General features: G+C 63.6%; 23 protein-coding genes and 1 pseudogene. 10 read left to right on the top strand and 14 right to left on the bottom strand.

The features are described from left to right. Window positions 1-18 precede the first annotated feature (18 nt). A complete protein-coding gene (locus ACIOVF_RS18685) occupies window positions 19-669 on the bottom strand; it encodes a thiopurine S-methyltransferase (protein ID WP_401291391.1) in 651 nt (216 codons plus the stop codon). 104 nt (window positions 670-773) lie between these two features. On the opposite strand from ACIOVF_RS18685, the gene ACIOVF_RS18680 reads away from it, so the two are divergent. Further along, window positions 774-1,541, top strand: coding sequence for a DODA-type extradiol aromatic ring-opening family dioxygenase (locus tag ACIOVF_RS18680; protein WP_401291388.1), 768 nt, complete (start codon window positions 774-776; stop codon window positions 1,539-1,541). A 116-nt stretch (window positions 1,542-1,657) separates the two neighbouring features. On the opposite strand, the pseudogene ACIOVF_RS18675 reads toward ACIOVF_RS18680, so the two are convergent. Both ACIOVF_RS18675 and ACIOVF_RS18670 read right to left on the bottom strand, forming a co-directional pair. Next, a pseudogene (locus ACIOVF_RS18675) lies at window positions 1,658-3,353 on the bottom strand (DEAD/DEAH box helicase). Between the two features lie 321 nt (window positions 3,354-3,674). Next, on the bottom strand, window positions 3,675-4,430 hold the full coding sequence (locus ACIOVF_RS18670; protein ID WP_045195222.1) for a spermidine synthase: 756 nt from the start codon (window positions 4,428-4,430) through the stop codon (window positions 3,675-3,677). Between the two features lie 130 nt (window positions 4,431-4,560). Between ACIOVF_RS18670 and ACIOVF_RS18665 the strand changes: the two genes are divergently transcribed. Beyond that, window positions 4,561-5,907, top strand: coding sequence for a class II 3-deoxy-7-phosphoheptulonate synthase (locus ACIOVF_RS18665; RefSeq protein WP_045195224.1), 1,347 nt, complete (start codon window positions 4,561-4,563; stop codon window positions 5,905-5,907). Here the strand turns inward: ACIOVF_RS18665 and ACIOVF_RS18660 are convergent. Beyond that, window positions 5,888-7,129, bottom strand: coding sequence for a winged helix-turn-helix domain-containing protein (locus tag ACIOVF_RS18660; protein WP_045195226.1), 1,242 nt, complete (start codon window positions 7,127-7,129; stop codon window positions 5,888-5,890). The genes ACIOVF_RS18665 and ACIOVF_RS18660 overlap by 20 nt on opposite strands. 58 nt (window positions 7,130-7,187) lie before the next feature. Next, entirely contained in the window at window positions 7,188-7,418 is a 231-nt protein-coding gene (locus ACIOVF_RS18655) for a DUF1127 domain-containing protein (protein ID WP_045195228.1), read from the bottom strand. 97 nt (window positions 7,419-7,515) lie between these two features. Here ACIOVF_RS18655 and ACIOVF_RS18650 point away from each other — a divergent pair, with 97 nt between their 5' ends. After that, a complete protein-coding gene (locus ACIOVF_RS18650; RefSeq protein ID WP_045195230.1) occupies window positions 7,516-8,370 on the top strand; it encodes a LysR family transcriptional regulator in 855 nt (284 codons plus the stop codon). Here the strand turns inward: ACIOVF_RS18650 and ACIOVF_RS18645 are convergent. Then, a complete protein-coding gene (locus ACIOVF_RS18645; protein WP_045195232.1) occupies window positions 8,360-9,109 on the bottom strand; it encodes a sulfite exporter TauE/SafE family protein in 750 nt (249 codons plus the stop codon). The genes ACIOVF_RS18650 and ACIOVF_RS18645 overlap by 11 nt on opposite strands. 111 nt (window positions 9,110-9,220) lie before the next feature. On the opposite strand from ACIOVF_RS18645, the gene ACIOVF_RS18640 reads away from it, so the two are divergent. The 3 genes from ACIOVF_RS18640 (at window position 9,221) to ACIOVF_RS18630 (ending at window position 11,251) form a co-directional block, all read left to right on the top strand. Then, window positions 9,221-10,177 carry a LysR family transcriptional regulator gene (locus tag ACIOVF_RS18640; protein ID WP_045195234.1) on the top strand — a complete coding sequence of 319 codons (957 nt, stop codon included), beginning with the start codon at window positions 9,221-9,223 and terminating at the stop codon, window positions 10,175-10,177. Window positions 10,178-10,233: 56 nt separating this feature from the next. Beyond that, window positions 10,234-10,695, top strand: a complete 462-nt coding sequence (locus ACIOVF_RS18635; RefSeq protein WP_045195236.1) for a MarR family winged helix-turn-helix transcriptional regulator — start codon at window positions 10,234-10,236, stop codon at window positions 10,693-10,695. Between the two features lie 127 nt (window positions 10,696-10,822). After that, window positions 10,823-11,251 (top strand): organic hydroperoxide resistance protein, encoded by a 429-nt coding sequence (locus ACIOVF_RS18630; protein WP_045195238.1) that lies wholly within the window; start codon window positions 10,823-10,825, stop codon window positions 11,249-11,251. 69 nt (window positions 11,252-11,320) lie between these two features. On the opposite strand, the gene ACIOVF_RS18625 is transcribed toward ACIOVF_RS18630, so the two are convergent. Together ACIOVF_RS18625 and earP are read right to left on the bottom strand one after the other, a co-directional pair. Then, on the bottom strand, window positions 11,321-11,893 hold the full coding sequence (locus ACIOVF_RS18625; RefSeq protein WP_038994110.1) for an elongation factor P: 573 nt from the start codon (window positions 11,891-11,893) through the stop codon (window positions 11,321-11,323). Window positions 11,894-11,941: 48 nt separating this feature from the next. After that, window positions 11,942-13,072, bottom strand: coding sequence for an elongation factor P maturation arginine rhamnosyltransferase EarP (earP, locus tag ACIOVF_RS18620; protein ID WP_401291378.1), 1,131 nt, complete (start codon window positions 13,070-13,072; stop codon window positions 11,942-11,944). Window positions 13,073-13,194: 122 nt separating this feature from the next. Here earP and ACIOVF_RS18615 point away from each other — a divergent pair, with 122 nt between their 5' ends. Beyond that, complete coding sequence (locus ACIOVF_RS18615) at window positions 13,195-13,581, top strand: hypothetical protein (RefSeq protein ID WP_401291375.1); 387 nt, start codon at window positions 13,195-13,197, stop codon at window positions 13,579-13,581. A gap of 4 nt (window positions 13,582-13,585) precedes the next feature. Further along, window positions 13,586-14,068 (top strand): transcription elongation factor GreAB, encoded by a 483-nt coding sequence (locus ACIOVF_RS18610; RefSeq protein ID WP_401291372.1) that lies wholly within the window; start codon window positions 13,586-13,588, stop codon window positions 14,066-14,068. A 17-nt stretch (window positions 14,069-14,085) separates the two neighbouring features. Here ACIOVF_RS18610 and ACIOVF_RS18605 read toward each other — a convergent pair whose 3' ends face one another. Then, window positions 14,086-15,018 carry a LysR family transcriptional regulator gene (locus ACIOVF_RS18605; protein WP_093380520.1) on the bottom strand — a complete coding sequence of 311 codons (933 nt, stop codon included), beginning with the start codon at window positions 15,016-15,018 and terminating at the stop codon, window positions 14,086-14,088. 123 nt (window positions 15,019-15,141) lie between these two features. On the opposite strand from ACIOVF_RS18605, the gene ACIOVF_RS18600 reads away from it, so the two are divergent. Further along, on the top strand, window positions 15,142-15,891 hold the full coding sequence (locus ACIOVF_RS18600) for a 3-oxoacyl-ACP reductase family protein (protein ID WP_258594480.1): 750 nt from the start codon (window positions 15,142-15,144) through the stop codon (window positions 15,889-15,891). A gap of 6 nt (window positions 15,892-15,897) precedes the next feature. On the opposite strand, the gene ACIOVF_RS18595 is transcribed toward ACIOVF_RS18600, so the two are convergent. Then, on the bottom strand, window positions 15,898-16,785 hold the full coding sequence (locus ACIOVF_RS18595) for a LysR family transcriptional regulator (protein WP_258594482.1): 888 nt from the start codon (window positions 16,783-16,785) through the stop codon (window positions 15,898-15,900). Window positions 16,786-16,891: 106 nt separating this feature from the next. On the opposite strand from ACIOVF_RS18595, the gene ACIOVF_RS18590 reads away from it, so the two are divergent. Next, entirely contained in the window at window positions 16,892-18,085 is a 1,194-nt protein-coding gene (locus ACIOVF_RS18590) for an MFS transporter (RefSeq protein ID WP_401291367.1), read from the top strand. Here ACIOVF_RS18590 and ACIOVF_RS18585 read toward each other — a convergent pair. The 4 genes from ACIOVF_RS18585 to ACIOVF_RS18570 are packed head-to-tail and all read right to left on the bottom strand — an operon-like array spanning window position 18,082 to window position 22,929. Further along, window positions 18,082-19,422, bottom strand: coding sequence for a TolC family outer membrane protein (locus ACIOVF_RS18585; protein ID WP_371128639.1), 1,341 nt, complete (start codon window positions 19,420-19,422; stop codon window positions 18,082-18,084). The genes ACIOVF_RS18590 and ACIOVF_RS18585 overlap by 4 nt on opposite strands. Window positions 19,423-19,434: 12 nt before the next feature. Next, a complete protein-coding gene (locus ACIOVF_RS18580; RefSeq protein ID WP_045195256.1) occupies window positions 19,435-20,733 on the bottom strand; it encodes an HlyD family type I secretion periplasmic adaptor subunit in 1,299 nt (432 codons plus the stop codon). Next, window positions 20,730-22,472 carry a type I secretion system permease/ATPase gene (locus tag ACIOVF_RS18575; RefSeq protein WP_045195259.1) on the bottom strand — a complete coding sequence of 581 codons (1,743 nt, stop codon included), beginning with the start codon at window positions 22,470-22,472 and terminating at the stop codon, window positions 20,730-20,732. Before ACIOVF_RS18575 ends, ACIOVF_RS18580 begins: the two co-directional genes overlap by 4 nt. Window positions 22,473-22,518: 46 nt before the next feature. Continuing rightward, window positions 22,519-22,929: an AprI/Inh family metalloprotease inhibitor gene (locus tag ACIOVF_RS18570; protein WP_275559164.1), complete on the bottom strand. Its 411-nt coding sequence runs from the start codon at window positions 22,927-22,929 to the stop codon at window positions 22,519-22,521.

Below are 22,929 nucleotides of genomic sequence, written 5' to 3'. Positions count from 1 at the left end.
CGGTCGCCCTTTTGCATTTCAGCGCTGCAGGCGGTACACCCGCTCAAATAGCATCGGCACCCCGGCCTGAACGAACTTCGGGCTCTCGGCGAGAATATCCCGCGCCTCAAGCTCATGCGGCTGCCAGTCAGCGAACAGTTGCCGCACCTGGGCATCAACCACCGCAAAGGGCGGGCCCGGCAGCAGGGCCTGGTCGTAATCCAGGGTGATCACCAGCCCCCGACACCCGGACCCCAGATAGCCACTGAGCAGCGCGGCATAGCGCTGGCGCAACGCAGGCGGCAAGGCAATCACTGCGGCCCGGTCATACAGCGCGGTGCAGTCGGCGATATCCTCGGCGCTCAGGGCGAAGAAATCACCACACCACAGCTGCAGGTTGCCACTGCGATAGGTCTTGAACGCGCCCCGCTGGCCGACTTCGGGCGTCAACCGCTGTTCGTTGAAGAAATCCTCCACCGCCCGCTGGGACAGCTCGATGCCGAGCACCTGATGGCCCTGCCCGGCCAGCCAGGCCAGGTCGAGGCTTTTGCCACACAACGGCACCAGCACCTTGCTGCCAGGCGCCAGGCCCAGGCTGGGCCAGTACTGTTGCAGGTCGCCGTTGACCTGGCGCTGGTGAAAGCCGATCTGGTTATCTGCCCAACGCTTGTGCCAGAACTCTGCCTGCATGGCATACCTCGAATTATTCGATCAGATTATGCGAAAACTTATATTGGAATCAGATCAATGATCTGCCGGAAGATGGGCCCATCTTAACCGCCAGGACCCTTTCCATGCTGCCCAGCCTGTTTATTTCTCACGGCTCGCCCATGCTCGCCCTCGAGCCCGGTGCCAGCGGCCCGGCCCTGACGCGCCTGGCCGCAGAGCTACCGCGGCCCAAAGCCATCGTGGTGGTCTCGGCGCACTGGGAGAGCCGCGAGCTGTGGGTCAGCAGCCACCCGCAACCAGAAACCTGGCATGACTTCGGTGGCTTTCCTGCCGCCCTGTATGCCGTGCAGTACCCCGCTCCTGGCGAGCCGGCACTGGCCGAGCGCTTGATCGGCCTGCTGGGCGATGCCGGGCTAGCCGCGCGCCTCGACCCCAAGCGCCCGCTTGATCATGGCGTGTGGGTGCCGCTGTCGCTGATGTACCCGGCAGCCGACATCCCCGTAGTACAGGTGTCTCTGCCAAGTCAGATGGGCCCGCAGTTGCAGGAGCAGGTGGGCAAGGCGCTGGCGCAATTGCGCGAGGACAACATCCTGCTGATTGGCTCGGGGAGCATTACCCACAACCTGCGCGAGCTCGACTGGCAGGCTGGGCCGGAAAGCGTCGAGCCCTGGGCCCTGGCGTTTCGCGACTGGATAATCGACAAGCTGGTAGCCGATGACACCCCCGCCTTGCACGACTACCGCCAGCAGGCGCCGTTTGCCGTGCGCAATCATCCCAGTGATGAGCACCTGTTGCCGCTGTATTTCGCCCGGGGTGCGGGCGGACGATTCGGGATTGCCCATCAGGGGTTTACGCTGGGGGCGCTGGGGATGGATATTTACCGGTTCGACTGATCAGCATTGCGACCGCTTCGCGCTCGATCGCCGGCAAGCCCGGCTCCCACAGGGCCAGTGTGCATAGGCCAAAAAAAATCCCCGAACCAGTCGGGGATTTTTTTATCGCTCGCGGATCAGTCTTCGCGGTAGCGGCGCAGCTTCAGCTGCTTGCCGGCAACACGAGTGTCCTTGAGCTTGGTCAGCAGACGCTCCAGACCTTCCTCCGGCAGCTCGACCAGGCTGAAGCTGTCGCGCACCTGGATGCGGCCGATCGCTTCGCGGGCCAGGCCGCCTTCGTTGAGGATCGCGCCCAGCAGGTTCTTGGCAGCGATACCGTCACGCGCGCCCAGCGCGGTACGGCAACGCGCACGACCTTCGCCCAGCGGCATGGGTGCACGACGCTCACGCTCGCCACGCTCTGGACGATCGCCAGTGCGCTCACGCGGGGTGTAGGTCGGAACCAGCGGCTGCTCTTTCTCGACCGCTTCCAGGGTCAGGGCCTGACCGTTGGTAGCCTTGCGCAGCAGGGCAGCGGCCAGGGCACGCGGGCTGCAACCGATGTCGGCGGTCAGGCGATCAAGCAGATCACCGTGGGTCGACTCAGCGTCAGCAACCAGCGGCGCCAGGCTGTTGGTCAGCTTCTTGATGCGCGCATCGAGAACGGCCTGGGCGTTCGGCAGGCGAACTTCAGCAACCTTCTGACCGGTAACACGCTCGATCACCTGCAGCATGCGACGCTCGCGCGGGGTAACCAGCAGCAGCGCACGGCCTTCGCGACCGGCACGGCCGGTACGGCCGATACGGTGAACGTAGGACTCCGGGTCGTACGGCATGTCGACGTTGAACACGTGAGTGATGCGCGGTACGTCCAGACCACGGGCAGCGACGTCGGTAGCGACGACGATGTCCAGGCGGCCATCTTTGAGCGAGTCGATGACGCGCTCACGCTGGTTCTGGGCAATGTCACCGTTCAGCGCAGCGGCTTTGTAGCCTTTGGCTTCGAGGGCGCTGGCCAGGTCCAGGGTGGCTTGCTTGGTACGCACGAAGGCGATCAGCGCGTCGAACTCTTCCACTTCCAGCAAACGCAGGACAGCAGAAACCTTCTGGTCGGCGTGGACCATCAGGTGGGCTTGTTCGATAGCGGTAACGGTCTGGGTCTTGCTCTGGATCTTGACGTGCTTCGGCTCGCGCAGGTGGCGCTCGGCGATGGCACGGATGGATGCAGGCAGGGTGGCCGAGAACAGTACGGTCTGACGGCTTTCCGGCATGGCCTTGAAGATCACTTCGAGGTCATCCATGAAGCCCAGCTTGAGCATTTCGTCGGCTTCGTCGAGCACCAGGTGGTTGACGGTTGCCAGGACTTTCTCGTCGCGACGCAGGTGGTCGCACAGACGGCCCGGGGTAGCAACGACGATTTGCGCGCCGTTACGGATAGCTTTCAGTTGTGGGCCCATCGGGGCACCACCGTATACGGCCACCACGGTTACGCCCGGCATTTGCTTGGCGTAGGTTTCAAAAGCGGTGGCTACTTGCAGCGCCAACTCACGGGTTGGCGCCAGGATCAGGGCTTGCGGCTCGCGCTTGCTCGGGTCGATGCGGTGCAGGATTGGCAGAGCGAAGGCAGCGGTTTTACCGGTGCCGGTCTGCGCCTGACCGATCATGTCGTGACCAGCGAGAATAATCGGGATCGATTGCTGCTGAATGGCGGACGGCTCTTCGTAGCCGGTAGCCAGCACTGCAGCAACAATGCTCGGATGAAGTTCGAGAGCGGCGAAGCCGCCGGTTTCCTGGGTCATGGGTCTGCCTCTAAGTGCATCCGCAAAGACCCATGCTCCAAAGCTGCACATGCCTTGTAAGACCCGAAGGTCACCCTGGCAGCTTTGTCGGCGGGGATTTGCGAAAACGATTGAAGAAAAAAAGGAACGTCAAGGAGAGTCCGCAGTGCGGACGCGCAGCCGAAGCTGGCTTCGGGGAATTGCACACCTTAAACGAGGTCCGGTGAAAGACCGGCGCGTACTATACCTGAATTCGCCATTCACGGGAGATTTTTTTCATGAAACACGCCAGCGCCAGGCCACGTAACGGCGGGCCCGGAAAGTGGACGACACTGGCGGCTGAATCGATTTTCCGCCAGTGACACAGTGACGCGCCTCAGGACGCCGGGCGAATCGCACCGATCAGCGGTTGCAACGAGTAGCCCAGTTGCGGCGCCAGCGCCTCGGCCCGCGCGGTCAGGCCCGGCAGATCGAGCTGCTGGTCGAGGTCAGCCGGGACCATGAGGATCACATTGCCCTCCTTGACCGGCAATTCCCAATAGTGGCGATGATAAAGGCCGCGCAGCAGCGCCGCACCCAACGGCTTGCCGTCGTCGCTGGCCCACTGGTTGATCACCAGCCAGCCACCAGGGTTCAGGCGCTTCTGGCAGTTTTCCAGAAAACTCCAGGCCAGGTGCGCGACCCCCGGGCCGTGGTCGGTGTAGAGGTCGACGAAGATCAGGTCGGCGGATTCGGCCGTCTCCAGCAGCTCCATGGCATCGCCGATACGAATGTACAGGCGCGGGTCGTCATCCAGGCCCATGTACTCGATGGCCAGGCGCGGTACATCCGGGCGCAACTCGATGGCTTCGACGTCTTCCAGCGGCAGGAACTTCAGGCAGGCCTGGGTCAGGGTGCCGGCACCGAGCCCCAGGAACAACGCGCTCTCGGGCTCGGCGTGAGCCAGCGCGCCGATCAGCATGGCACGGGTGTAGTCGTACTCCAGCCAGCTCGGGTCGGCGGTGAACACGCAACTCTGCTCGATCGCCTCGCCAAATTCGAGAAAGCGATAGTCGTCGACTTCCAGCACGCTGATGGTGCCGTACTGGTCCTGCACCTGGGCCAGCAGTCGCTCTACCCGTTCCACTGTCATGCTGTCTCCCGGCAGACGCCGCCGTATCGCGCAAAAAACCGCCATTGTCTGTCAATAGCGCCAGTGCAACAAGGCATGCGCCACCTGTTAACATGGCAGACAGCCCCTTTCCGACCAGATCGAGCCCGCAATGAACCACCCCTGGAGTCCTGACAGCTGGCGCGCCCTGCCGATCCAGCAGCAACCAAGCTACCCCGATGCCGCCCATCTGCTCAAGGTCGAGCAGACCCTGGCCAGCTATCCGCCGCTGGTGTTCGCCGGTGAAGCGCGGGAGCTGCGCCGCCAGTTTGCCGAAGTCACCCAGGGCCGGGCCTTCCTGCTCCAGGGCGGTGATTGCGCCGAAAGCTTCGCCGAGTTTTCCGCAGCCAAGATTCGCGACACCTTCAAGGTCCTGTTGCAAATGGCCATTGTCATGACCTTCGCCGCCGGCTGCCCGGTGGTCAAGATCGGGCGCATGGCCGGGCAATTCGCCAAGCCGCGCTCGGCGGGCGACGAGACCATTGGCGGCGTCACCCTGCCGGCCTACCGTGGCGACATCGTCAACGGCATCGGTTTCGACGAAAAAAGCCGGATCCCCGACCCGGAGCGCCTGCTGCAGGCCTACCACCAGTCCACCGCCAGCCTCAACCTGCTGCGCGCCTTTGCCCAGGGCGGCTTTGCCGACCTGCACCAGGTGCACAAGTGGAACCTGGACTTCATCGCCAACTCGGCGCTGGCAGAAAAATACAGCCAGCTGGCCGACCGCATCGACGAAACCCTGGCATTCATGCGCGCCTGCGGCCTGGACAGCTCGCCACAGCTGCGAGAAACCAGCTTCTTCACCGCCCACGAAGCGCTGCTGCTGAACTACGAAGAGGCCTTTGTACGCCGCGACAGCCTGACCAACGACTACTATGACTGCTCGGCGCACATGCTCTGGATCGGCGATCGCACCCGTCAGCTCGATGGCGCCCACGTCGAGTTCCTGCGCGGGGTGAACAACCCGATCGGGGTCAAGGTCGGGCCAAGCATGAACACCGAAGAGCTGATCCGCCTGATCGACGTGCTCAACCCCAGCAACGACCCCGGCCGCCTCAACCTGATCGTGCGCATGGGCGCCGACAAGGTCGGCGAACACCTGCCGGCGCTGATCCGCAGCGTCGAGCGCGAAGGCCGCCAGGTGCTGTGGAGTTCCGACCCGATGCACGGCAACACCATCAAGGCCAGCAGCGGCTACAAGACCCGCGATTTCGCCCAGATCCTCAGCGAGGTCAAGCAGTTCTTCCAGGTGCACCAGGCCGAAGGCAGCCATGCCGGTGGTATCCATATCGAGATGACCGGGCAGAACGTCACCGAATGCATCGGCGGCGCACGCCCCATCACCGAAGACGCCCTCTGCGACCGCTACCACACCCATTGCGACCCGCGAATGAATGCCGATCAGTCGCTGGAGCTGGCGTTCCTGATCGCCGAAACCCTCAAGCAAGTGCGTCGCTAACGCGGCCAGCGGCCAGCGCCACGCGCAAGCGTGCGGCGCTGGCGCGCGGGCAGTGCAACTGCACCTCGGCCAGGCCCAGCCAACTGGCCATGCGCTGCAGGTTGTCGGCCAGGGCCTGCATGCCCGCGTCATCCAGCCCCGGCTGCTCTTCGTGCACCGCGTGGATTGCCAGGCAGTCATTGGCACGCTCGGCGCGCAGGTCGACCCGCGCGGCAATGCGTTCGTTGTGCAAAAACGGCAACACGTAATAGCCGTACACGCGCTTGGGCGCCGGCGTGTAGATCTCCAGGCGGTAACGAAAGTCAAACAGCCGCTCGGTGCGCTCACGCGCCCAGACCAGCGAGTCAAAGGGTGAAAGCAAGGCGCTGCTGCTCACTTTGCGCGGCACCTTTGGCGCCTCCAGGCAATACGCCGCTTGCGTCCAGCCCTGTACCGCACAGGCTTGCAATTGCCCCTCCTCGACCAGTTCGGCCAGGCGTGCGCGGCTGTCGCCGGGGGCCAGGCGAAAGTAGTCGCGCAGGTCCTTCTCGGTGGCCACGCCCAGCGCCTGTGCGGCATGCAATAAAAGCCCACGCTGAGCGTCGGCCTCCGGCAGTGGTGGTTGCTCAAGCAATGCAGCCGGCAGTACCCGCTCGGGCAGATCGTAGAGGCGCTCGAAACCGCGGCGTCCAGCGACATTGACCAACCCCGCGGCAAACAGCCATTCCAGCGCGTGCTTCTCCGCGCTCCAGTCCCACCAGGGCCCGGCGCGCTCCTGGCGGGTCGACAGGCTGCCAGCGCCGAGGGCGCCCTGCTCGGTCACCGCCGCCAGCACCCGGGCAATGGTCGCTTGCTGTTCACGGCCAAAACGCGCCAGCTGTTGATAGATACCCAGGCCCTGACGTGCACGCTCCATGCGCCAGCGCAGCAGTGGATACAGCTGCAGCGGCAACAGCGAGGCCTCATGCCCCCAGTATTCGAAGAGTTTGCGTTGACGGTTGCGCCCCCAGGCCAGCTGATCAAGCAGCGCCTGTGGATAACTGCCAAGACGGGAAAACAGCGGAAGGTAGTGCGAACGCACCAGGGCATTGACCGAATCGATCTGCACCACACCCAGGCGCTCGATCATCCGGCTAAGTTGCGCGGCACCGAGCGACGGGCTCGCCTGCCGATTGTTGAAGCCTTGAGCCGACAACGCCAGGCGGCGCGCCTGGGCCAGGGTAAGGGACTGTGTGGTGGGCATGCCCGGCTCCTTGTGAACAAGCCCACTTACACTAGTCGTGGCACCTCCATGACGCGACTCATTTTTTCAGCGGATCATCCCAGAACGGGCGCTCCACCTCGCGCAGGATATCCGCGCGGCTCAGGCCGATATCATCCAGCGCCGCATCGCTCAGGCGCGCCAGTTCACGGCGCTGGCGATGCAGTTGGCGCCAGCGCAGCAGTTGCTGACTGAAGCCTTGGCCAAGGTAGTAAAACCAACTGTGCCGGGACGCTGAGTACTGCAGAACAAGCGACTTCTGACCTTTCATCGTCTTACCCTCCTGTTGGGATGACGACAGTGTCAGGTCGGGCATAAGATCAATCCAACGAATGTTTCTTATGTAATACATCTAGGAGATTGATGCCTTGTCCCAGTACCAGAGTATCGATTCCGACGTACTGCGCACCTTTGTCGCCATCGCCGAACACGGCGGCTTCACCCGCGCCGGCGAAGTGGTCAACCGTACCCAGTCGGCGGTAAGCATGCAGATGAAGCGCCTGGAAGAGGACATCATCCAGCGCCAGCTGTTCGAGCGCGATGGCCGCCAGGTGCGCCTGACCGCCGAGGGCCAGGTGCTGCTGGGCTATGCCCGGCGGATCCTCAAACTGCACGGCGAGGTGTTCAATACCCTGCGCATGCCGCACATGGTCGGGGTGGTGCGCATCGGCACCCCGGACGACTACGCCATGCGTTTTTTGCCGGGCATCCTCTCAAGTTTTGCCCTGGCCTATCCGCTGGTTCAGGTCGAGGTGCACTGCGAAAGTTCACGGCAGTTGATGCAACGCCAGGATCTGGACCTGACCATCGTCACTCGCGAGCCTGGCAACGAAATCGGCCAGTTGCTGCGCCGCGAGCGCGCAGTGTGGGTGCAGGCCCAGGGCTTCTGCCCGCATGAGCACAACCCGCTGCCGCTGGCGATGTTCAACTGCGATTGTTACTGCCGGACCTGGGCCTGCAACGCCCTGGACGCCATTGAGAAGGAGTACCGGATCGCCTATACCAGCGCCAGCACCGCGGCGATCATGGCCGTGGTCAGCGCCGGCCTGGCCGTCACCGCGCAATTGCAGAGCCTGATCACCAGCGACTTGCAGATCATCGGCGAGGCCGAAGGCCTGCCGCCACTGCCCACCGCCAGCATCATGCTGCTGCGCAATCGCACCACGCAGTCGGAAATGACCGACTGCCTGGCCGACTACATCATCGAGGGCTTCAGATCTTGAACGCGAGCATTACCGCGCACAGCACCAGAAAGCCGCAGAACAGTGAACGCAGGACTTTTTCCGGCAGGGCGTGAGCCAGTTTCACACCCCAACTGATGCTCAGCAGGCCACCGACCGCCAGCGGGATGCCCATGCTCCACTGCACATGTTGATGCAGGCCGTAAGTCAGCAAGGTAACGGCCGTGCTCGGGGCCGCCAACGCCAGCGACAAACCCTGGGCAACCACCTGGGTGGTGCCGAACACGCTGGTCAGCACCGGCGTTGCCACCACCGCCCCGCCGACCCCGAACAAACCGCCCAGCACCCCGGCGCCGCTGCCCAGCACACCCAGCCACGGCCAGGGTTGGCGCAGTTCGCTGGACGGTTGCGCCGTGCGCATGAACATCCGCGCCAGGTTCCAGGCCGCCAGCGCCACCAGAAACAGCACGAAGCCAAAGCGCATCGCCTGGGCATCGACGCCCACCGCCCAGATCGAACCCAGCCAGGCAAACACAAAACTGCTCGCCGCAAGAGGCAGCGCATGCCTGAGTTCAATGCGATTGCGCTGGTGATACCGCCACAGTGCCAGCAGCACGTTGGGCACCACCATCACCAACGCCGTGCCCTGGGCCAGTTGCTGGTCGAGGCCGAACAGCACCCCCAACGCCGGAATCGCGATCAGCCCGCCACCAATGCCGAACAACCCGCCTACGGTGCCCAGTGCCGCGCCTAGCGCTATGTATATCGCCCACTCGATCATTGCTGTCTCTCTTAAGTGCCAAGCGCTGCATGCTACCGAGCTGGCGCTAGCGGGGAAACGCACAGCAACGCACAATGGCTGTGCCATTTACGCAAAAGCAGATCTGCCGCCATGAACCCCGACGCCCTGACCGAACAACTCAGCCTGTTTCTCGATGTGCTGGAAACCGGCAGCTTCTCCGCTACTGCCAGGCGTCATCCATTGACGCCCTCGGCGGTGGCACGGCGTATCGACAACCTGGAAAGCGCAGTCGGCAGCCGCCTGTTCGTGCGCAGTACCCATGCGGTAAGGCCGACGCCGGCGGGCAATGCCTTTGCCGAGCGCGCCCGGCGAATTGTCGAAGAACTGCGCCTGGCCCGGGCTGAAGCGGTGTCGCTGAGCAATGCCCCGGAAGGCCTGATTCGCATCGACGCCCCGGCCGCCTTCGGCCGCCGCCACCTGGCCCCGGCCATCGCCGATTTCCTCGTTGCCTATCCCGGCCTGGACGTACAACTGCGCCTGATCGACAGCTTCGTCGACCTGCACGGCGCGCACCTGGGCGAAGTCGACCTGGTACTGCGCGCTGGCCCGCTGGCCGACACTCGCCTGGTGGCCACGCCGCTGGCTTATATGGTGCGCATTGCCTGCGCCAGCCCCGGCTATCTGGCCCAGCGCGGCATTCCCGCCAGCCCGGCTGAACTGCCTGAACACGATGGCCTGGACTGGGACGGCCTGGCCCCGCCCTTCGCCTGGCGCTTCGCAGTCGAGGGGCAGGTGCGCCTGTACCGCCCGACGCGCATGCGCATGAGTGCCAACAATGCCGAAACCCTGCTGTTCGGCGCCCTCGCCGGCCTGGGCATCGCCCACCTGCCCACCTGGCTGATCAGCGAGTACCTGCTGCGCGGCGAATTGCTGCCGCTATTCTGTGACAACGGATTGCCCAGCGCCGAAAGCAGCGGCATCTATGCCCTGCGCCTGGAACATGAAACGAACTCTCGCAGCCGTTTGCTGCTCGAATTCCTCAAGAGCCGCTTCAGCCCGATCCCGCCATGGGACCTAGCGCTGCAAAGCGAGCTGCGCTGGCAGTAAGTGCGCTAATGACTTGCGTGCTAAATTTAAAGGACTCAACCCATGAAAGGATGTGCATGAACGCCGACCCGAAAGCGCCCGCTCCCTGCGACGAACTGCGCCTGGATAACCAGGTGTGCTTTGCTCTGCATTCGACTTCGCTGCTGATGACCAAGGTCTACAAGCCGCTGCTGCACAAGCTTGGGCTGACGTACCCACAATACCTGGCGATGTTGGTGCTGTGGGAACAGGACGGCCTGACCGTCGGCGAGATAAGCCAGCGCCTGCTCACCGATCCAGGCTCGCTCACTCCCTTGCTCAAGCGCCTGGAAGCCGAAGGCCTGCTCAAGCGTACCCGCAGCCGTGAAGATGAACGGGTCGTGCTGGTGCAGTTGAGCGACCAGGGCCGCGCCTTGCAAGCCCGGGCCAAGGATGTGCCGCACTGCATCCTCGCCGCCAGTGGCGAGAACCTCGAACGCCTGCAAAAGCTGCAGGCCGACTTGCTGGAACTGCGCGCCAACCTGCAAAAAAGCCTCTGAGGGCTATGCTGGGAAATGACCGTTCGTAGGTCAGCCGAAAAATTATCTTGCGCACTAAATAATTGCGCGCTAATTTAATTTCCGTACCCACTCAGCGCCGCGGCGCCACTCACACGCGAGGCTCATCATGCAAAAAGTCACTCCGCTGTACATTGCCCAAGCCACATCCACCGGTGGCCGCGACGGTAAATCGAGCTCCAGCGACGGCAAGCTGGAAGTCAAACTGAGCACCCCCAAGGAACTGGGCGGCGCCGGTGGTGACGGCACCAACCCCGAACAGCTGTTTGCCGCCGGCTATTCGGCCTGCTTTATCGGCGCCCTGAAGTTTGTCGCCGGCCAGCAGAAAAAGGCCCTGCCTGCTGACAGCTCGATCACTGCCAAGGTCGGCATCGGCCAGATTCCGGGTGGCTTCGGTCTGGATATCGACCTGAACATCAACCTGCCGGGCCTGGACCAGGCTGAGGCGCAAGCACTGGTCGACGCCGCTCACCAGGTCTGCCCGTACTCCAATGCCACCCGTGGCAACGTTGATGTACGCTTGCATGTCACTGTCTGAGTGATAAAACCCCAGGCATAAAAAAACCCGGCCAAGGCCGGGTTTTTCGATTGCGCAGGAATGCCAGGCTTAGACCTTGGCACGACCCTTGTAGGAGCCGCCTTCGCGAGTGTCGATCTCGATCCAGTCGCCGATTTCGATGAAGTCAGCAACGCTCAGCTCGGTGCCGTTCTTCAGCTTGGCAGGCTTCATGACCTTGCCCGAAGTGTCGCCGCGAGCGGAACCTTCGGTGTAGTCAACCTGACGCACGATGGTGGTCGGCAGGTCAACCGAAACCAGGCGCTCTTCGAAGAACACGGCTTCGCAGACGTCTTCCATGCCTTCTTCGATGAACGGCAGAACGGCCTCGATGTCTTCGGCGTTCAGCTCGTACATGGTGTAGTCAGTGGTGTCCATGAAGGTGTAGGTGTCGCCGTTGATGAACGACAGGGTCGCTTCTTTGCGATCCAGGATTACGTCGTCCAGCTTGTCGTCGGCCGAGTAGACGGTTTCAGTCTTGTAGCCGGTCAGCAGGTTCTTCAGCTTGGTTTTCATGATCGCGCTGTTACGGCCCGACTTGGTGAACTCAGCCTTCTGAACCAGCCATGGATCGTTGTCGATACGGATCACGGTACCGGGTTTCAGTTCTTTACCAGTTTTCATTGCGATATATCCGAATTTGGATGGATTTACAAAAATCGAGGCCGCATATCATAGCCAATTTCGGTAAAACTGTACCAGCGCCGTGGCAAGGTCCGGCTGAGCGGCCTGCGCGGCGCTCCAGCGGCGGGCGTGCTGGTCGAGTTCGTCCCAGTGCAGCAGCACCTGCTGCCAGGCCTGGCCCATGTCGCAGTCCATGTTCCAGGCGCGCCACAGTTGTACCAGCGCGTCGCCTGCCGCAGCGCTCAGGCCCTGAATGTACAGATCCAGAAACGCTTCGAGTTTTTCCCAGTGGGCATACTCTTCCTGCACATAAATATGCCAAAGCAGCGGCCGTGCCGCCCATTGCGCGCGAACGAAAGAGTCTTCACCGCGCACTGCATTGAAATCGCAGCTCCACAGCAGCCGGTCGTAATCGTCCTGGCTGACGAACGGCAGGATCTGCACGGTCAGCGCGCCGCGCCGGGCAACACTGCCGACGCACAGCGGCTCGCCGAGCCAGGCCTGAACATCGCCCAGCACCCGGCCTTCAGGCACCAGTAGATGATTGGCGCGGCTGTCGCCAGCCAGGGCCTCGAGCCAGCTGGCCACGCCGGGGTTTTCATAGGCGAACAGCGAAATCAGGCGGGCGTTTGCCGCTGGTGTCACGCCCAGGCTCTGCAGAAACGCGGTGCGTGCGGCAGGGTCCGGCTGCAGCACGTCGCGTTGTGCCAACAGGTTCGCCTCACGCAGCAAGCCGCCGGTTTTGCGGGTGAAGCCTGGAAAGAAAAACACCTTGCGCAAGCCATTGGCCTGGGGCGACGGCAAACCATGGCAGCCTTCGACCCAGTCTTCGGCGCTGAGATAATCCAGGTTCAGCCACAATGGCGCACGTGGCTGATCGAGCATCGCCTGCACATAAGCGGGCGGCAACTGACAAGCGAACGCGCCAATCACCACCTGCGCTACCGCCGTGTCCTGCCACTCGCCAGGCCATTGGCGCACATCAACGCCCTGTTGCCATTGCTGGGCGGCATCGGCCCGGGCCCCGGGGCAGATGCGCACGAATGCCTTCAAGTCATCCACCCACAGGCGCACCGCCTGGCCCTGCTCGGCCACCAATTGCCGGGCCAGGCGCCAGGTCACGCCGATGTCGCCGTAGTTGTCGACGACACAACAGAAGATGTCCCAGTGCGCTTTCATCGCGGGCCCCTTGGAAAAAGCGCCGATTGTCCGGGTAAATCATCGCAGACAAAAGCGTGGCAGGTAAAAAACCTGCTGCACCATGCGACAATGGCCACCCGTGTCCTGGCCAGGAGGCCATCATGCCCCGCCCTCGCGAACTGAAGATCACCCTCAAGCCGCTGCAACTGATCCTGTGCATTGCCCTGGGCCTGTGGCTTGGCGCCGTGGCCATCGCCCTGAGCCTGTGGCTGGCCGGGCGCCTGCTGCCTGCGACGGTGCCGCCGATCGGCCAGGTGCTTGCGCCGCCCGCCATTGCCCCGGCGCCCCCAGCGGCGGCAGACCCGCAACAGCAGATGTTCGAGCAGTACCAGCAGATCCTGCGCAACCAGCAGGTACAGCAGGCCGAAGAACAGGCACAAGGCAGCATGCGCAACCTGTCCAACCCCAAGTGCCAGTTCTGGCTGCAGCAAAACCGCAACCTGCCCACGGAAAAAAGTCGCGCCCATGTCCTGGAATTTTGCAACTGACACCATGAACAAAGCCGACCTGTTGCAACGCATCATCGATACCCTGACCTTCGACCTGGACGTCGCCCAGCGCGCGGCGCAAACCGCCTATGAAGCGGCCACCGCCGAAGAGAACATCGCCGAGAACAAGTACGACACCCTGGGCCTTGAGGCTTCGTACCTGGCCACCGGGCAAGCCCGGCGCATGGAAGAGATCCGCCAGGCGCGGGCGGCGTACCAGCAGTTGCTGCTGCGCGACTATGACCCGCAACGCGGCATCCAGGTCAGCAACCTGGTGACCCTCGAGGCCGAGAACGGCAGTTGCCAGCAGTTATTCCTCGGCCCCGAAGGCGCGGGCCTGAAGATTGGCCAGGGCGAGCACCTGGTCACGGTGATCACCCCGCGCTCGCCACTGGGTCAGGGACTGCTCGGCAAGGTCGAAGAGGATGAGGTCAGCCTGGTGCTTGGCGGCGTGCCCCAGCGTTACTGCATCCTCAAGGTTCTGTGATCAGGAAGGCTGCGCCTTCACAAAGATCCCAAGGCATCAAAGCGCTGCGCCAACCCCTGGCTGGCAAACTGCTCGATGATAAAATCGACAAAGGCCCGGGTCTTGCCCGGCAACAGTTTGTGTTCGGCGTAGTACAGCGAGATGTTGCCGTCGTCCACATACCAGTCCGGCAACACTCGCAGCAGCCGCCCGGCCTGCAGGTATGGCACGGCAAATGGCATGCTCACCAGCGCTACGCCCAGGCCCTGCTCCGCTGCCGCGCAGGCGGCTTCCGAATCGCTCATGGTCATGCGCAGGCGCAGGCTCAACGGACTTTGTTCCCGCTCGCGGCTGGTCAGCGGCCAGGAGCGCACGCGCCCGGTTTGCGGCGAACGGATGAGGATGCCATCGAGTGCGTGCAAGTCGCCAGGCTGGGTGATCGGCGGATGCTGCTGCAGGTAGGCCGGCGCCGCTACCAGAATCCGGTGCGCCGGAGTCAGCTTGCGCGCCACCACGCCTTGCGGCAGATCGAAGCCGCCGCCAATGGCCGCATCGAAACCCTGGCCAATCAGGTCGACCTGGCGGTTATCAAAATGCCAATCGGGGCTGATGGCCGGGTAGCGCCGCAGGAACTCAGCCAGCAACGGCACAATGTACAGACGGCCGAACACCGTGCCCATGCTCACTTTCAGGGTACCGGCCGGCTGCCCTTCGGCACTGGCAAGGTTAGCCACGGCGTACTGGATGGTCTGGAAACTCGCCGCTACCTCACCGAGAAAACGCTGGCCGGCCTCGGTCAGGGTCAGGCGCCGAGTACTGCGCTGGAACAAGCGCACACCCAGACGTGCCTCCAGGCGGGCGACGTTCTTGCCCACTGCCGCCGGGGTCAGGCTCAGGCGCCGCGCGGCTTCGGCAAAGCTGCCGACCTCGGCGCTGCGGACAAAACACTCGATACTGCTGAACGACTCCATCGCGGCGATTCCATACTTTTGGTTTACACAGACTATAGCGATTACTGGCTACCGGCAGGGTAATCAGCGGCCGATACTGAGCACCATCCAAGGCATCCGGCCTTGTTCTTTCGGGAGCACAGCATGTCGACCCAATCCAGCCTCAACGGTAAAGTAGCCCTGATCCAGGGTGGCTCGCGCGGTATCGGCGCTGCCATCGTCAAACGCCTGGCCGCCGAAGGCGCCAGTGTCGCCTTCACCTACGCCAATGCCACGGCCCAGGCCGATGCCTTGCAGCAGAGCATCATCGCCGCCGGCGGCAAGGCCCTGGCAATCAAGGCCGACAGCGCCGATGCCAGCGCCGTGCAGCAGGCTGTGGCAAGCACCGTCGAGGCCTTCGGTGGCCTGGATATCCTGGTCAACAACGCCGGGGTACTGGCCGTCGGGCCACTGGCGGATTTCAGCCTGGAAGACTTCGACCGTACCCTGGCGGTGAATGTGCGCAGCGTTTTCGTCGCCACCCAGGCCGCTGCCCGGCACATGGGCCAGGGCGGGCGGATCATCAACATCGGCAGCACCAATGCCGAGCGCATGCCCTTCGCCGGTGGCGGCCCCTATGCCATGAGCAAGTCGGCGCTGGTCGGCCTGACCCGCGGTCTGGCCCGTGACCTCGGCCCCCTGGGCATCACCATCAACAACGTCCAGCCGGGGCCGGTGGACACCGACATGAACCCGGCCCAGGGCGAGTTCGCTGAAAGCCTGATGGGCTTGATGGCGGTGGGTCGCTACGGCCACGTCGATGAGATCGCCAGCTTCGTCGCCTACCTGGTCGGCCCGGAGGCGGCGTACATCACTGGCGCAAGCCTGAGCATTGATGGCGGCTTCGCGGCCTGAGGCCAGTCAATGACCGTCCCTGTCGGCCAGGCGCTGTTCAATCAACTGGACAAAGGCCCTGGCGGCCGGGGTCGGGTGCGTCGACCAGATCGCATAAACGTGACGCACCGGCGCATCCTCAACCGCTACCGACGCCACGCCATTGAAGCCGTTGGCAATTCGCGCCGGCACCAGGCCGATCGCCAGGCCGCGCTTGGCGAATTTCTCCACCAGGCGGATGTTGGTCATTTCGAACTGCACCCGATGGCGCACTCCGGCGGCAGCAAAGGCTTCGTCAGTTTGCCGGCGCGCGCCGCTACCGGCGGGAAAATCCACCAGCGGCTGGGCTTCAAGATCGGCCAGAGACAAGCGAGTCTTGCCTGCCAAAGGGTGCTCGACAGCCATCACCGCCACCAATTCTTCTTCGGCCAGCAGGCGGTACTCGACGCCTTCCAGCCGCTCGCCCGGCCAGATTCCGATAAAACCCACGTCCAGGCGTCGCTCGCGCACGTCGGCGATCAGCAACTCGCTCTTGGCCATCAGCCAGCGGATGTCCACCCGTGGATGTTGGGCATGAAAATCAGCCAGCAGATCGACCAGGTCCAGCTCGGTCAGCGAGGTGATCTCGCCGATCGACAATTGCCCGCGCACTTCACCGCAGGCGGCGGCAACATCCTCGGCAATCCTTCGGGTCGCCTCCAGTGCTGGCCGCGCGCTTTGCACAAAAGCTTCCCCCGCAGGCGTCAGGCGCACGCGCCGCGAGCTACGCTCGAACAGGCTGACGCCGAGGGTTTCTTCCAGCCGGGCAATCTGATGGCTCAAGGCCGACTGCACCACATGGCAGCGCTCGGCGGCGCGGGTGAAGCTGCCGGTGTCGACTACCGCCAGGGCATATTCAATCTGCTTGAGATTCATGGATCGATCTATTTTCAAGATGGATAGAATGAAAACGATACATTGGCGTCATGCTAGCGCATTTCCCATACTGTCACCTCCAACTGCCACTGATTAGAGACGGTCCATGACCTCTGCCACCCACCCCCTGAGCCGCGGCCTGATTTTGCTGATGGCCACTGCCACAGGCCTCGCGGTCGCCAGCAACTACTACGCACAACCCTTGCTGCACAGCATCGCCGAGCATTTCGGCCTGACCACCGCCAGCGCCGGGGCCATCGTCATGGCCGCACAACTGAGCTACGGCGCCGGCCTGTTGCTGCTGGCACCGCTGGGCGACCTGTTCGAACAACGCAAGCTGATCGTCAGCATGATTGCCATCAGCACCCTGGGCCTGCTGATCAGCGCCTTTTCGCCAAGCCTGATATGGCTGCTGATCGGCACCACCCTCACCGGCCTGTTTTCGGTGGTCGCCCAAGTGCTGGTGCCGATGGCGGCGGGCCTGAGTGATCCGGCGCAACGCGGGCGGGTAGTCGGCACGCTGATGAGCGGGCTGCTGCTGGGCATCCTGCTAGCGCGCACGGCTGCCGGCTTCATGGCTGAACTGGGTAGCTGGCGCAGCATCTACCTGTTGGCGGCAGGATTGATGGGGCTGTCGGCGATCGCCCTGCTCCGCGCCCTGCCCGAGCGTCACCAGCACGCTGGGCTCAGTTATCCGGCGCTGCTCGGCTCGGTGTTCCGCCTGTTCGTCGACGAGCCGATCCTGCGCTTGCGCTCGCTGCTGGGGCTGTTGTCGTTCAGCCTGTTCGCCTTGTTCTGGACGCCGCTGGCCTTTCTGCTGTCGGCCGAGCCTTACCACTATTCCGACGCAGTGATCGGCCTGTTTGGCCTGGCCGGTGCCGCCGGGGCCCTGTCGGCCAACTGGGCCGGGCGCCTGGCCGACCGCGGCAAAGGCCCGCTGGGCACCACGGTGGGCTTGCTGGTACTGCTGCTTTCGTGGGTACCGCTGGCCTTTGCGCAGTCGTCGCTGGCGGCATTGCTGGTTGGCGTGCTGTTGCTCGACCTGGCGGTGCAACTGGTGCACGTGAGCAACCAGAACGCGGTGATTGTCCTGCGTCCGCAAGCGCGCAACCGCCTGAATGCCGGCTACATCACCTGCTACTTCATCGGCGGCGCCCTCGGCTCGCTGCTCGGCACGCAGCTGTTCCAGCGCTATGGCTGGGACGGCATCGTCATCGCCGGCCTGAGCATCGGCGCCCTGGCCCTGCTGGTCTGGGGCCTGGCTGAGCGCCAGCGCGCCGTGCGCCCGGGTATCGCCTAACGGCGCACAAAGGCTTCATCGACCCTCGCCAGGTGCTCCTCGCGCAGGGTCCCGGCGTAGTAGTGCAGCTTGATCCAGGCCAGCAAATAGTCGTAGCGGGCCTGGGCCAGGTCGCGGCGGGTGGTCGCCAGTTGCTGCTCGGCATTGAGCACATCGAGGTTGACCCGCTCGCCACCCAGCACACTCTGGCGGGTCGATTGCACCAGCGCCTCGGCCGAAGTCAGCGCGCGCTGATAGGCACGCAGGCGGCTGACGCCGGACTGGCAGGCGTTGTACTGGCGGCGCAGCTCGATCAGGGTGGTACGGGTATTGCCGTCCAGTTCATATTCGGCCTGCTCCAGGTTGCGGCTGGCCTGACGGGTGGCCGCCGACACCCCGCCCCCGGCAAACAACGGCAGGCTGACTTCGATGCCGATGGTGTTGGTGTCATAGCGCTGGTTATAGGTGTTGCCACTGTCGGACTGCATTTGCCGAGAAGTCGCGTAAGCCGTGACCTTGGGCAGGTGCCCGGCCCGGTTGCGCTCCACCTCGAATCCAGCCACTTGCAGGGCCTGGCGCTGGGACGCCAGTTGCGGGTTGTTGGCCAGGGCCAGCTCATGCCAGGCCTCGTAGGTCGCTGGCTGCAGCGCCAGCAGGGCAAAGCCGTCGTTGAGCGGCGCCAGCTCGTCGATGCGCGCCGAAGGCTCGCCAATCAGCGCCCCCAGCTCGCGCAGGGCGGCGTCCTGGTCGTTACGGGCCTGGATCTCCTCGGCGTCGGCCAGCTCATAGCGGGCCTGGGCTTCGAGGATGTCGGTACGGGTGCCCTCGCCCTGCTGGAACAGTTGCTGGTTCTGCTGGAACTGCTGTTGATAGGCCTGCTTGCTGGCGACACTGATACTGATCTGGTCGTCGGCAAACAGCGCCTGGGTATAACTGGTCATCACCCGCACCAGCAGCTCCTGGCTCTTGTCGCGAAATGCTTCATCGGCGAACAGCGCCTGGGCCACGCCCTTGCGGTAACTGGCGTAGGCCTCGTAGTCGAGCAACGGCTGCTGAAGGATGAAGGTCGAGCCGTAGCTGTTGTAGTGGCGGTCTTCATCTTCGCGCCGCGAATCGCCCAGGTAGCGGGCCTTGGAATCGTTGCGACCCTTGTTGTAGTTGTACGACAGGTTTGGCAGCAAACCGGCGCGGCCGATGGCGCGGTTTTCCTGCCCGGCGTCGCGGGCCTTGAGCGCGCCGAGGAACACCGGGTCCTTGCGCAGCGCCTGTTCATACACCTGAAACGGCCCCATGGCCTGCGCGCCCGCCCCTGTTGTCAGGGCGAACGCCGCCAGCAGCCCGGTCATCAAGCTTCTCATCCACGGGCTTCCTTATTGTTCGGTCAACGCGGTGCCTGCCCGGTCGAGCAGGGGTTTGAACAGGTAATTGAGCATCGAGCGCTCGCCGGTACGCACGAACAATTCGGCCGGCATGCCCGGCTTGATCACCAGCCCGTCCAGGCGTGCCAGGGCCTGCTCGCTGACGGTGCTGCGCAGCACGTAATACGGCTGGCCGGTCTTGTCGTCGAGCAACTGGTCGGCGGAAATCAGCGCCACCTCGCCCGACACCCGCGGCGTGCTGCTCTGATTGAAGGCGGTGAAGAGGATATCCACAGGCAGCTGCATCGCGACTTTATCCACAAGGTTGACCGGCAAGCGCCCTTCCACTTCCAGGGCGGTGCCCTGGGGCACCACCTCCAGTAAGGTTTCGCCGGCGCGCACCACCGCGCCCTCGGTATGCACGCCAAGGTTGACCGCAATGCCGTCGGCCGGGGCGAGGATCTCGCTGTGCTGCAGGTCGAAACCGGCCGAGGTCAGTTGCTGCTCAAGGGTCAGGCTTTTCAGTTGCGCTTCGGCCAACTGGCTGCGCACCTCTTTCTGATATTCCTCGCGCCGCTGCTGCAGGTTCAGCCGCGACTCGACAATGCCCTGCTCCAGCCGCGCGCTGTCGCCGCTGTTTTGCGCCAGGTCGCGCTGGACCTGGGACAACTGGCGCTGATACTCGAGCAAGCGGTTGCGCGGAATGTAGCCCTGAATTGCCAGCGGCTTGAGGTTCTCCAACTGCTCACGCAGCGAATCGGCCTGGGCCTGCAGGTCGCCCCGGGCGCGGCGCATGCCGGCCAACTGGGCCACGGCGCCATCGATACTGGCGGTCAGCCCGGCCTGCTCGCGGGCCTGGGCATCACGGCGGCTGCTGAACAGCTGGCGCTGGCTCTCGAGCACCAGGCTCAGCTGCGGGTCGGGGTTGCTGGCAAGCTGCGGTGGAAAGATGATTGCGCCGAGGTTGTCGCGCTCGCTCTGCCAGCGCGCCAGGCTGGCCCAGGCCAAGCGGTACTGGGCCTGCAGCGATTGCACATCGGCCTGGACCTGGGTCTGGTCGAGGCGAAACAACGGCTGACCCTGTTTAACCAACTGGCCTTCGCTGACCAGGATGCGGCTGACCACGCCACCGGCCAGGGATTGCACCGCCTTGCGCTTGCCCGAGACCACCACGGTGCCCTGCACGGCAATGCCTTGATCGAGCGGCGCCAGGGTTGCCCAGGCAATGAACCCGCCAAAACCGACCAGGGTCAGCAGCCAGCCCAGGCGCACGTAAAACCGGGCACTGCGGCTTTTATCGACCTGGCTCATGCGCCACCTCCGGTTGCCAGTGCGGCATTTGCGGGCTGGCGCTGGGCCTGCTCCTGAGCCCGGCTCAGGGCCTGCATGACTTCATGGGTCGGGCCAAAGGCCTGCATCCGGCCCTCGCTGAGCACCAGCAGTTTATCCGCCTGGGCGAGGGCGGCCGAGCGGTGCGTAACCAGCACCACGGTGCGGCCCTGGGCTTTCATCTGGGCGATGGCAGTGGCCAGCGCCGCTTCGCCGCTGGTGTCGAGGTTGGAATTGGGTTCATCGAGCACGATCAGGCTCGGCCCGCCGTACAGGGCCCGGGCCAGGGCGATGCGTTGCTTCTGCCCGCCTGACAGGTCGCCACCGTCTTCGCCCAGGCGTGTGTCATAGCCTTGCGGCAGGCGCAGAATCAGTTCGTGCACGCCGGCCTGGCGCGCGGCTTCGACCACCTTGAGGCCGTCGAGCTCGGCAAAGCGGGCAATGTTCTCGGCAATGCTGCCGCGCAGCAGTTCGATGTTCTGCGGCAGGTAGCCGATATGCGGGCCGAGGGCCTCGCGGTCCCAGCGGTGCAGGTCGGCGCCGTCCAGGCGCACGGTACCGGCCAGGGTCGGCCAGACGCCGACCAGCACCTTGGCCAGGGTCGACTTGCCCGAGCCGGAGGTGCCGAGCACGCCAAGTACCTCACCGGCCCCCAGATTGAAACTGATCTGCTGCAAGGTGGCCACGCGCTTGCCTGGCGGCCCGGCACTGACCTGCTCGAAACTGAGGCGCCCGCTTGGCGCTGGCAAGGCCATCGGCGCCGGTGGCTCGGGAAACGCGCGCAGCAGGCCATCCAGGCGCTGATAGGCCATGTGCGCGCCACTCCACTGCTTCCACACGGCAATCAGCTGATCGATAGGGCTGAGCACCCGGCCCATGAGGATGGAACCGGCAATCATCATCCCCGGGGTCATCTGCCCCTCGATCACCAGCAGGGCACCCAGCCCTAGCACCAGCGACTGCAGGCACAGGCGCAGCGACTTGCTCACCGCGGTGATCACCGCCGAGGTATCGCTGGCCTGGTTTTGCAGGTTCAGAAAGCGCGAATGCAAGGCAAACCAGCGCTGGCGCAAAGCGCCAAGCATGCCCATGGCCTGGATGCTCTCGGCATTGTGCAACTGGCTGCTGGCCAGGTGCGTGGACTGCTGCTGGAAACCGCTGGCCTCAACCAGCGGCTTGTGAGTCAGGCGTTCGTTGAGCACCGCCAGGGCAATCAGCAGCAGCGCCCCGGCACAGGCCATGACACCCAGCCAGACGTTGAAGAGGAAAATCACTACCAGATAAATCGGAAACCAGGGTGCATCAAAGAAGGCAAACAGTGCAGGACCGGTGACAAATTGCCTCACTTGCGTGAGGTCGTTAAGTGCTTGCCCGGCCTGCCCGTCGCCCTGGCGCAAGTTGCGCTCAAAGGCTGCACGGTAGACGTGGAGGTTAAAGCCCTGCTCCAGCTGGTTGCCAACCCTGATAACAATAAAACTGCGGATCGCTTCCAGCGCGCCGATAAATACGAAGAAGCCGACTACCATCAACGTCAACATCCACAGGGTTGTTTCGTTTTGCGAAGACAGTACCCGATCATACACTTGCAGCATATAAATCGAGGGCACCAACATAAGCAGGTTAATCAACGCGGTAAAACAACCCACACTCAATAGCGTGGACTTGTGATCGGCCAGTGCTGCCCACAGGGGCGCCCCGGCTTTATGAGTCGGCTTGTTCATTGTCCGCCTTTCTATCCCTGAAAAATCGGCAATCGCCTACAAGGCTTTATTCTTTATTCTTACGTTCCAGCAAGAGTATCTTTCCGGATATGGAAGTCCATTTGAAGATACCTGGTTTATAACGATTGAAATGCACCAGTGCGCTGCCGCTGCCACCTAACAAAGCCAGGGTGTCGGGTGTCGGCAACCAACCGCTGGGACGTTGGCGCTTGCCAATCAGCTTCTGCGCGCACTTCAAGTCGCCGCGCAAGGTTTGCGCTGCATCCAGGTGCAATTCACAACCCGCGGCCCGATCGTTTTCAGGGTAAAGCGTCCAGTCACCGGCCAGTTGCGCGGGCGTGGGGAGTAGCAGGCTGCTTGCCATACCGACCTCGGTCATCAACATCAGGGGAATCGCGCCAAGCGCGATCATTCGCTTCAAAGCCATTATCTGCCCGCCTCGGAAAGAGCGGCGCAT

It is taken from the genome of Pseudomonas sp. NPDC087612 (assembly GCF_044743505.1).
Taxonomy (GTDB): domain Bacteria; phylum Pseudomonadota; class Gammaproteobacteria; order Pseudomonadales; family Pseudomonadaceae; genus Aquipseudomonas.
The sequence above is the reverse complement of the archived record's forward strand: the minus strand, read 5'-3'. Positions and strand labels throughout refer to the sequence as shown.

What these genes read in the sequence shown, in the direction of transcription:
- ACIOVF_RS18685 (WP_401291391.1), bottom strand. Translation starts at nt 669, where the DNA reads ATGCAGGCAGAGTTCTGGCACAAGCGTTGGGCAGATAACCAGATCGGC.
- ACIOVF_RS18680 (WP_401291388.1), top strand. Translation starts at nt 774, where the DNA reads ATGCTGCCCAGCCTGTTTATTTCTCACGGCTCGCCCATGCTCGCCCTC.
- ACIOVF_RS18670 (WP_045195222.1), bottom strand. Translation starts at nt 4,430, where the DNA reads ATGACAGTGGAACGGGTAGAGCGACTGCTGGCCCAGGTGCAGGACCAG.
- ACIOVF_RS18665 (WP_045195224.1), top strand. Translation starts at nt 4,561, where the DNA reads ATGAACCACCCCTGGAGTCCTGACAGCTGGCGCGCCCTGCCGATCCAG.
- ACIOVF_RS18660 (WP_045195226.1), bottom strand. Translation starts at nt 7,129, where the DNA reads ATGCCCACCACACAGTCCCTTACCCTGGCCCAGGCGCGCCGCCTGGCG.
- ACIOVF_RS18655 (WP_045195228.1), bottom strand. Translation starts at nt 7,418, where the DNA reads ATGAAAGGTCAGAAGTCGCTTGTTCTGCAGTACTCAGCGTCCCGGCAC.
- ACIOVF_RS18645 (WP_045195232.1), bottom strand. Translation starts at nt 9,109, where the DNA reads ATGATCGAGTGGGCGATATACATAGCGCTAGGCGCGGCACTGGGCACC.
- ACIOVF_RS18640 (WP_045195234.1), top strand. Translation starts at nt 9,221, where the DNA reads ATGAACCCCGACGCCCTGACCGAACAACTCAGCCTGTTTCTCGATGTG.
- ACIOVF_RS18635 (WP_045195236.1), top strand. Translation starts at nt 10,234, where the DNA reads ATGAACGCCGACCCGAAAGCGCCCGCTCCCTGCGACGAACTGCGCCTG.
- ACIOVF_RS18630 (WP_045195238.1), top strand. Translation starts at nt 10,823, where the DNA reads ATGCAAAAAGTCACTCCGCTGTACATTGCCCAAGCCACATCCACCGGT.
- ACIOVF_RS18625 (WP_038994110.1), bottom strand. Translation starts at nt 11,893, where the DNA reads ATGAAAACTGGTAAAGAACTGAAACCCGGTACCGTGATCCGTATCGAC.
- earP (WP_401291378.1), bottom strand. Translation starts at nt 13,072, where the DNA reads ATGAAAGCGCACTGGGACATCTTCTGTTGTGTCGTCGACAACTACGGC.
- ACIOVF_RS18615 (WP_401291375.1), top strand. Translation starts at nt 13,195, where the DNA reads ATGCCCCGCCCTCGCGAACTGAAGATCACCCTCAAGCCGCTGCAACTG.
- ACIOVF_RS18610 (WP_401291372.1), top strand. Translation starts at nt 13,586, where the DNA reads ATGAACAAAGCCGACCTGTTGCAACGCATCATCGATACCCTGACCTTC.
- ACIOVF_RS18605 (WP_093380520.1), bottom strand. Translation starts at nt 15,018, where the DNA reads ATGGAGTCGTTCAGCAGTATCGAGTGTTTTGTCCGCAGCGCCGAGGTC.
- ACIOVF_RS18600 (WP_258594480.1), top strand. Translation starts at nt 15,142, where the DNA reads ATGTCGACCCAATCCAGCCTCAACGGTAAAGTAGCCCTGATCCAGGGT.
- ACIOVF_RS18595 (WP_258594482.1), bottom strand. Translation starts at nt 16,785, where the DNA reads ATGAATCTCAAGCAGATTGAATATGCCCTGGCGGTAGTCGACACCGGC.
- ACIOVF_RS18590 (WP_401291367.1), top strand. Translation starts at nt 16,892, where the DNA reads ATGACCTCTGCCACCCACCCCCTGAGCCGCGGCCTGATTTTGCTGATG.
- ACIOVF_RS18585 (WP_371128639.1), bottom strand. Translation starts at nt 19,422, where the DNA reads ATGAGAAGCTTGATGACCGGGCTGCTGGCGGCGTTCGCCCTGACAACA.
- ACIOVF_RS18580 (WP_045195256.1), bottom strand. Translation starts at nt 20,733, where the DNA reads ATGAGCCAGGTCGATAAAAGCCGCAGTGCCCGGTTTTACGTGCGCCTG.
- ACIOVF_RS18575 (WP_045195259.1), bottom strand. Translation starts at nt 22,472, where the DNA reads ATGAACAAGCCGACTCATAAAGCCGGGGCGCCCCTGTGGGCAGCACTG.
- ACIOVF_RS18570 (WP_275559164.1), bottom strand. Translation starts at nt 22,929, where the DNA reads ATGCGCCGCTCTTTCCGAGGCGGGCAGATAATGGCTTTGAAGCGAATG.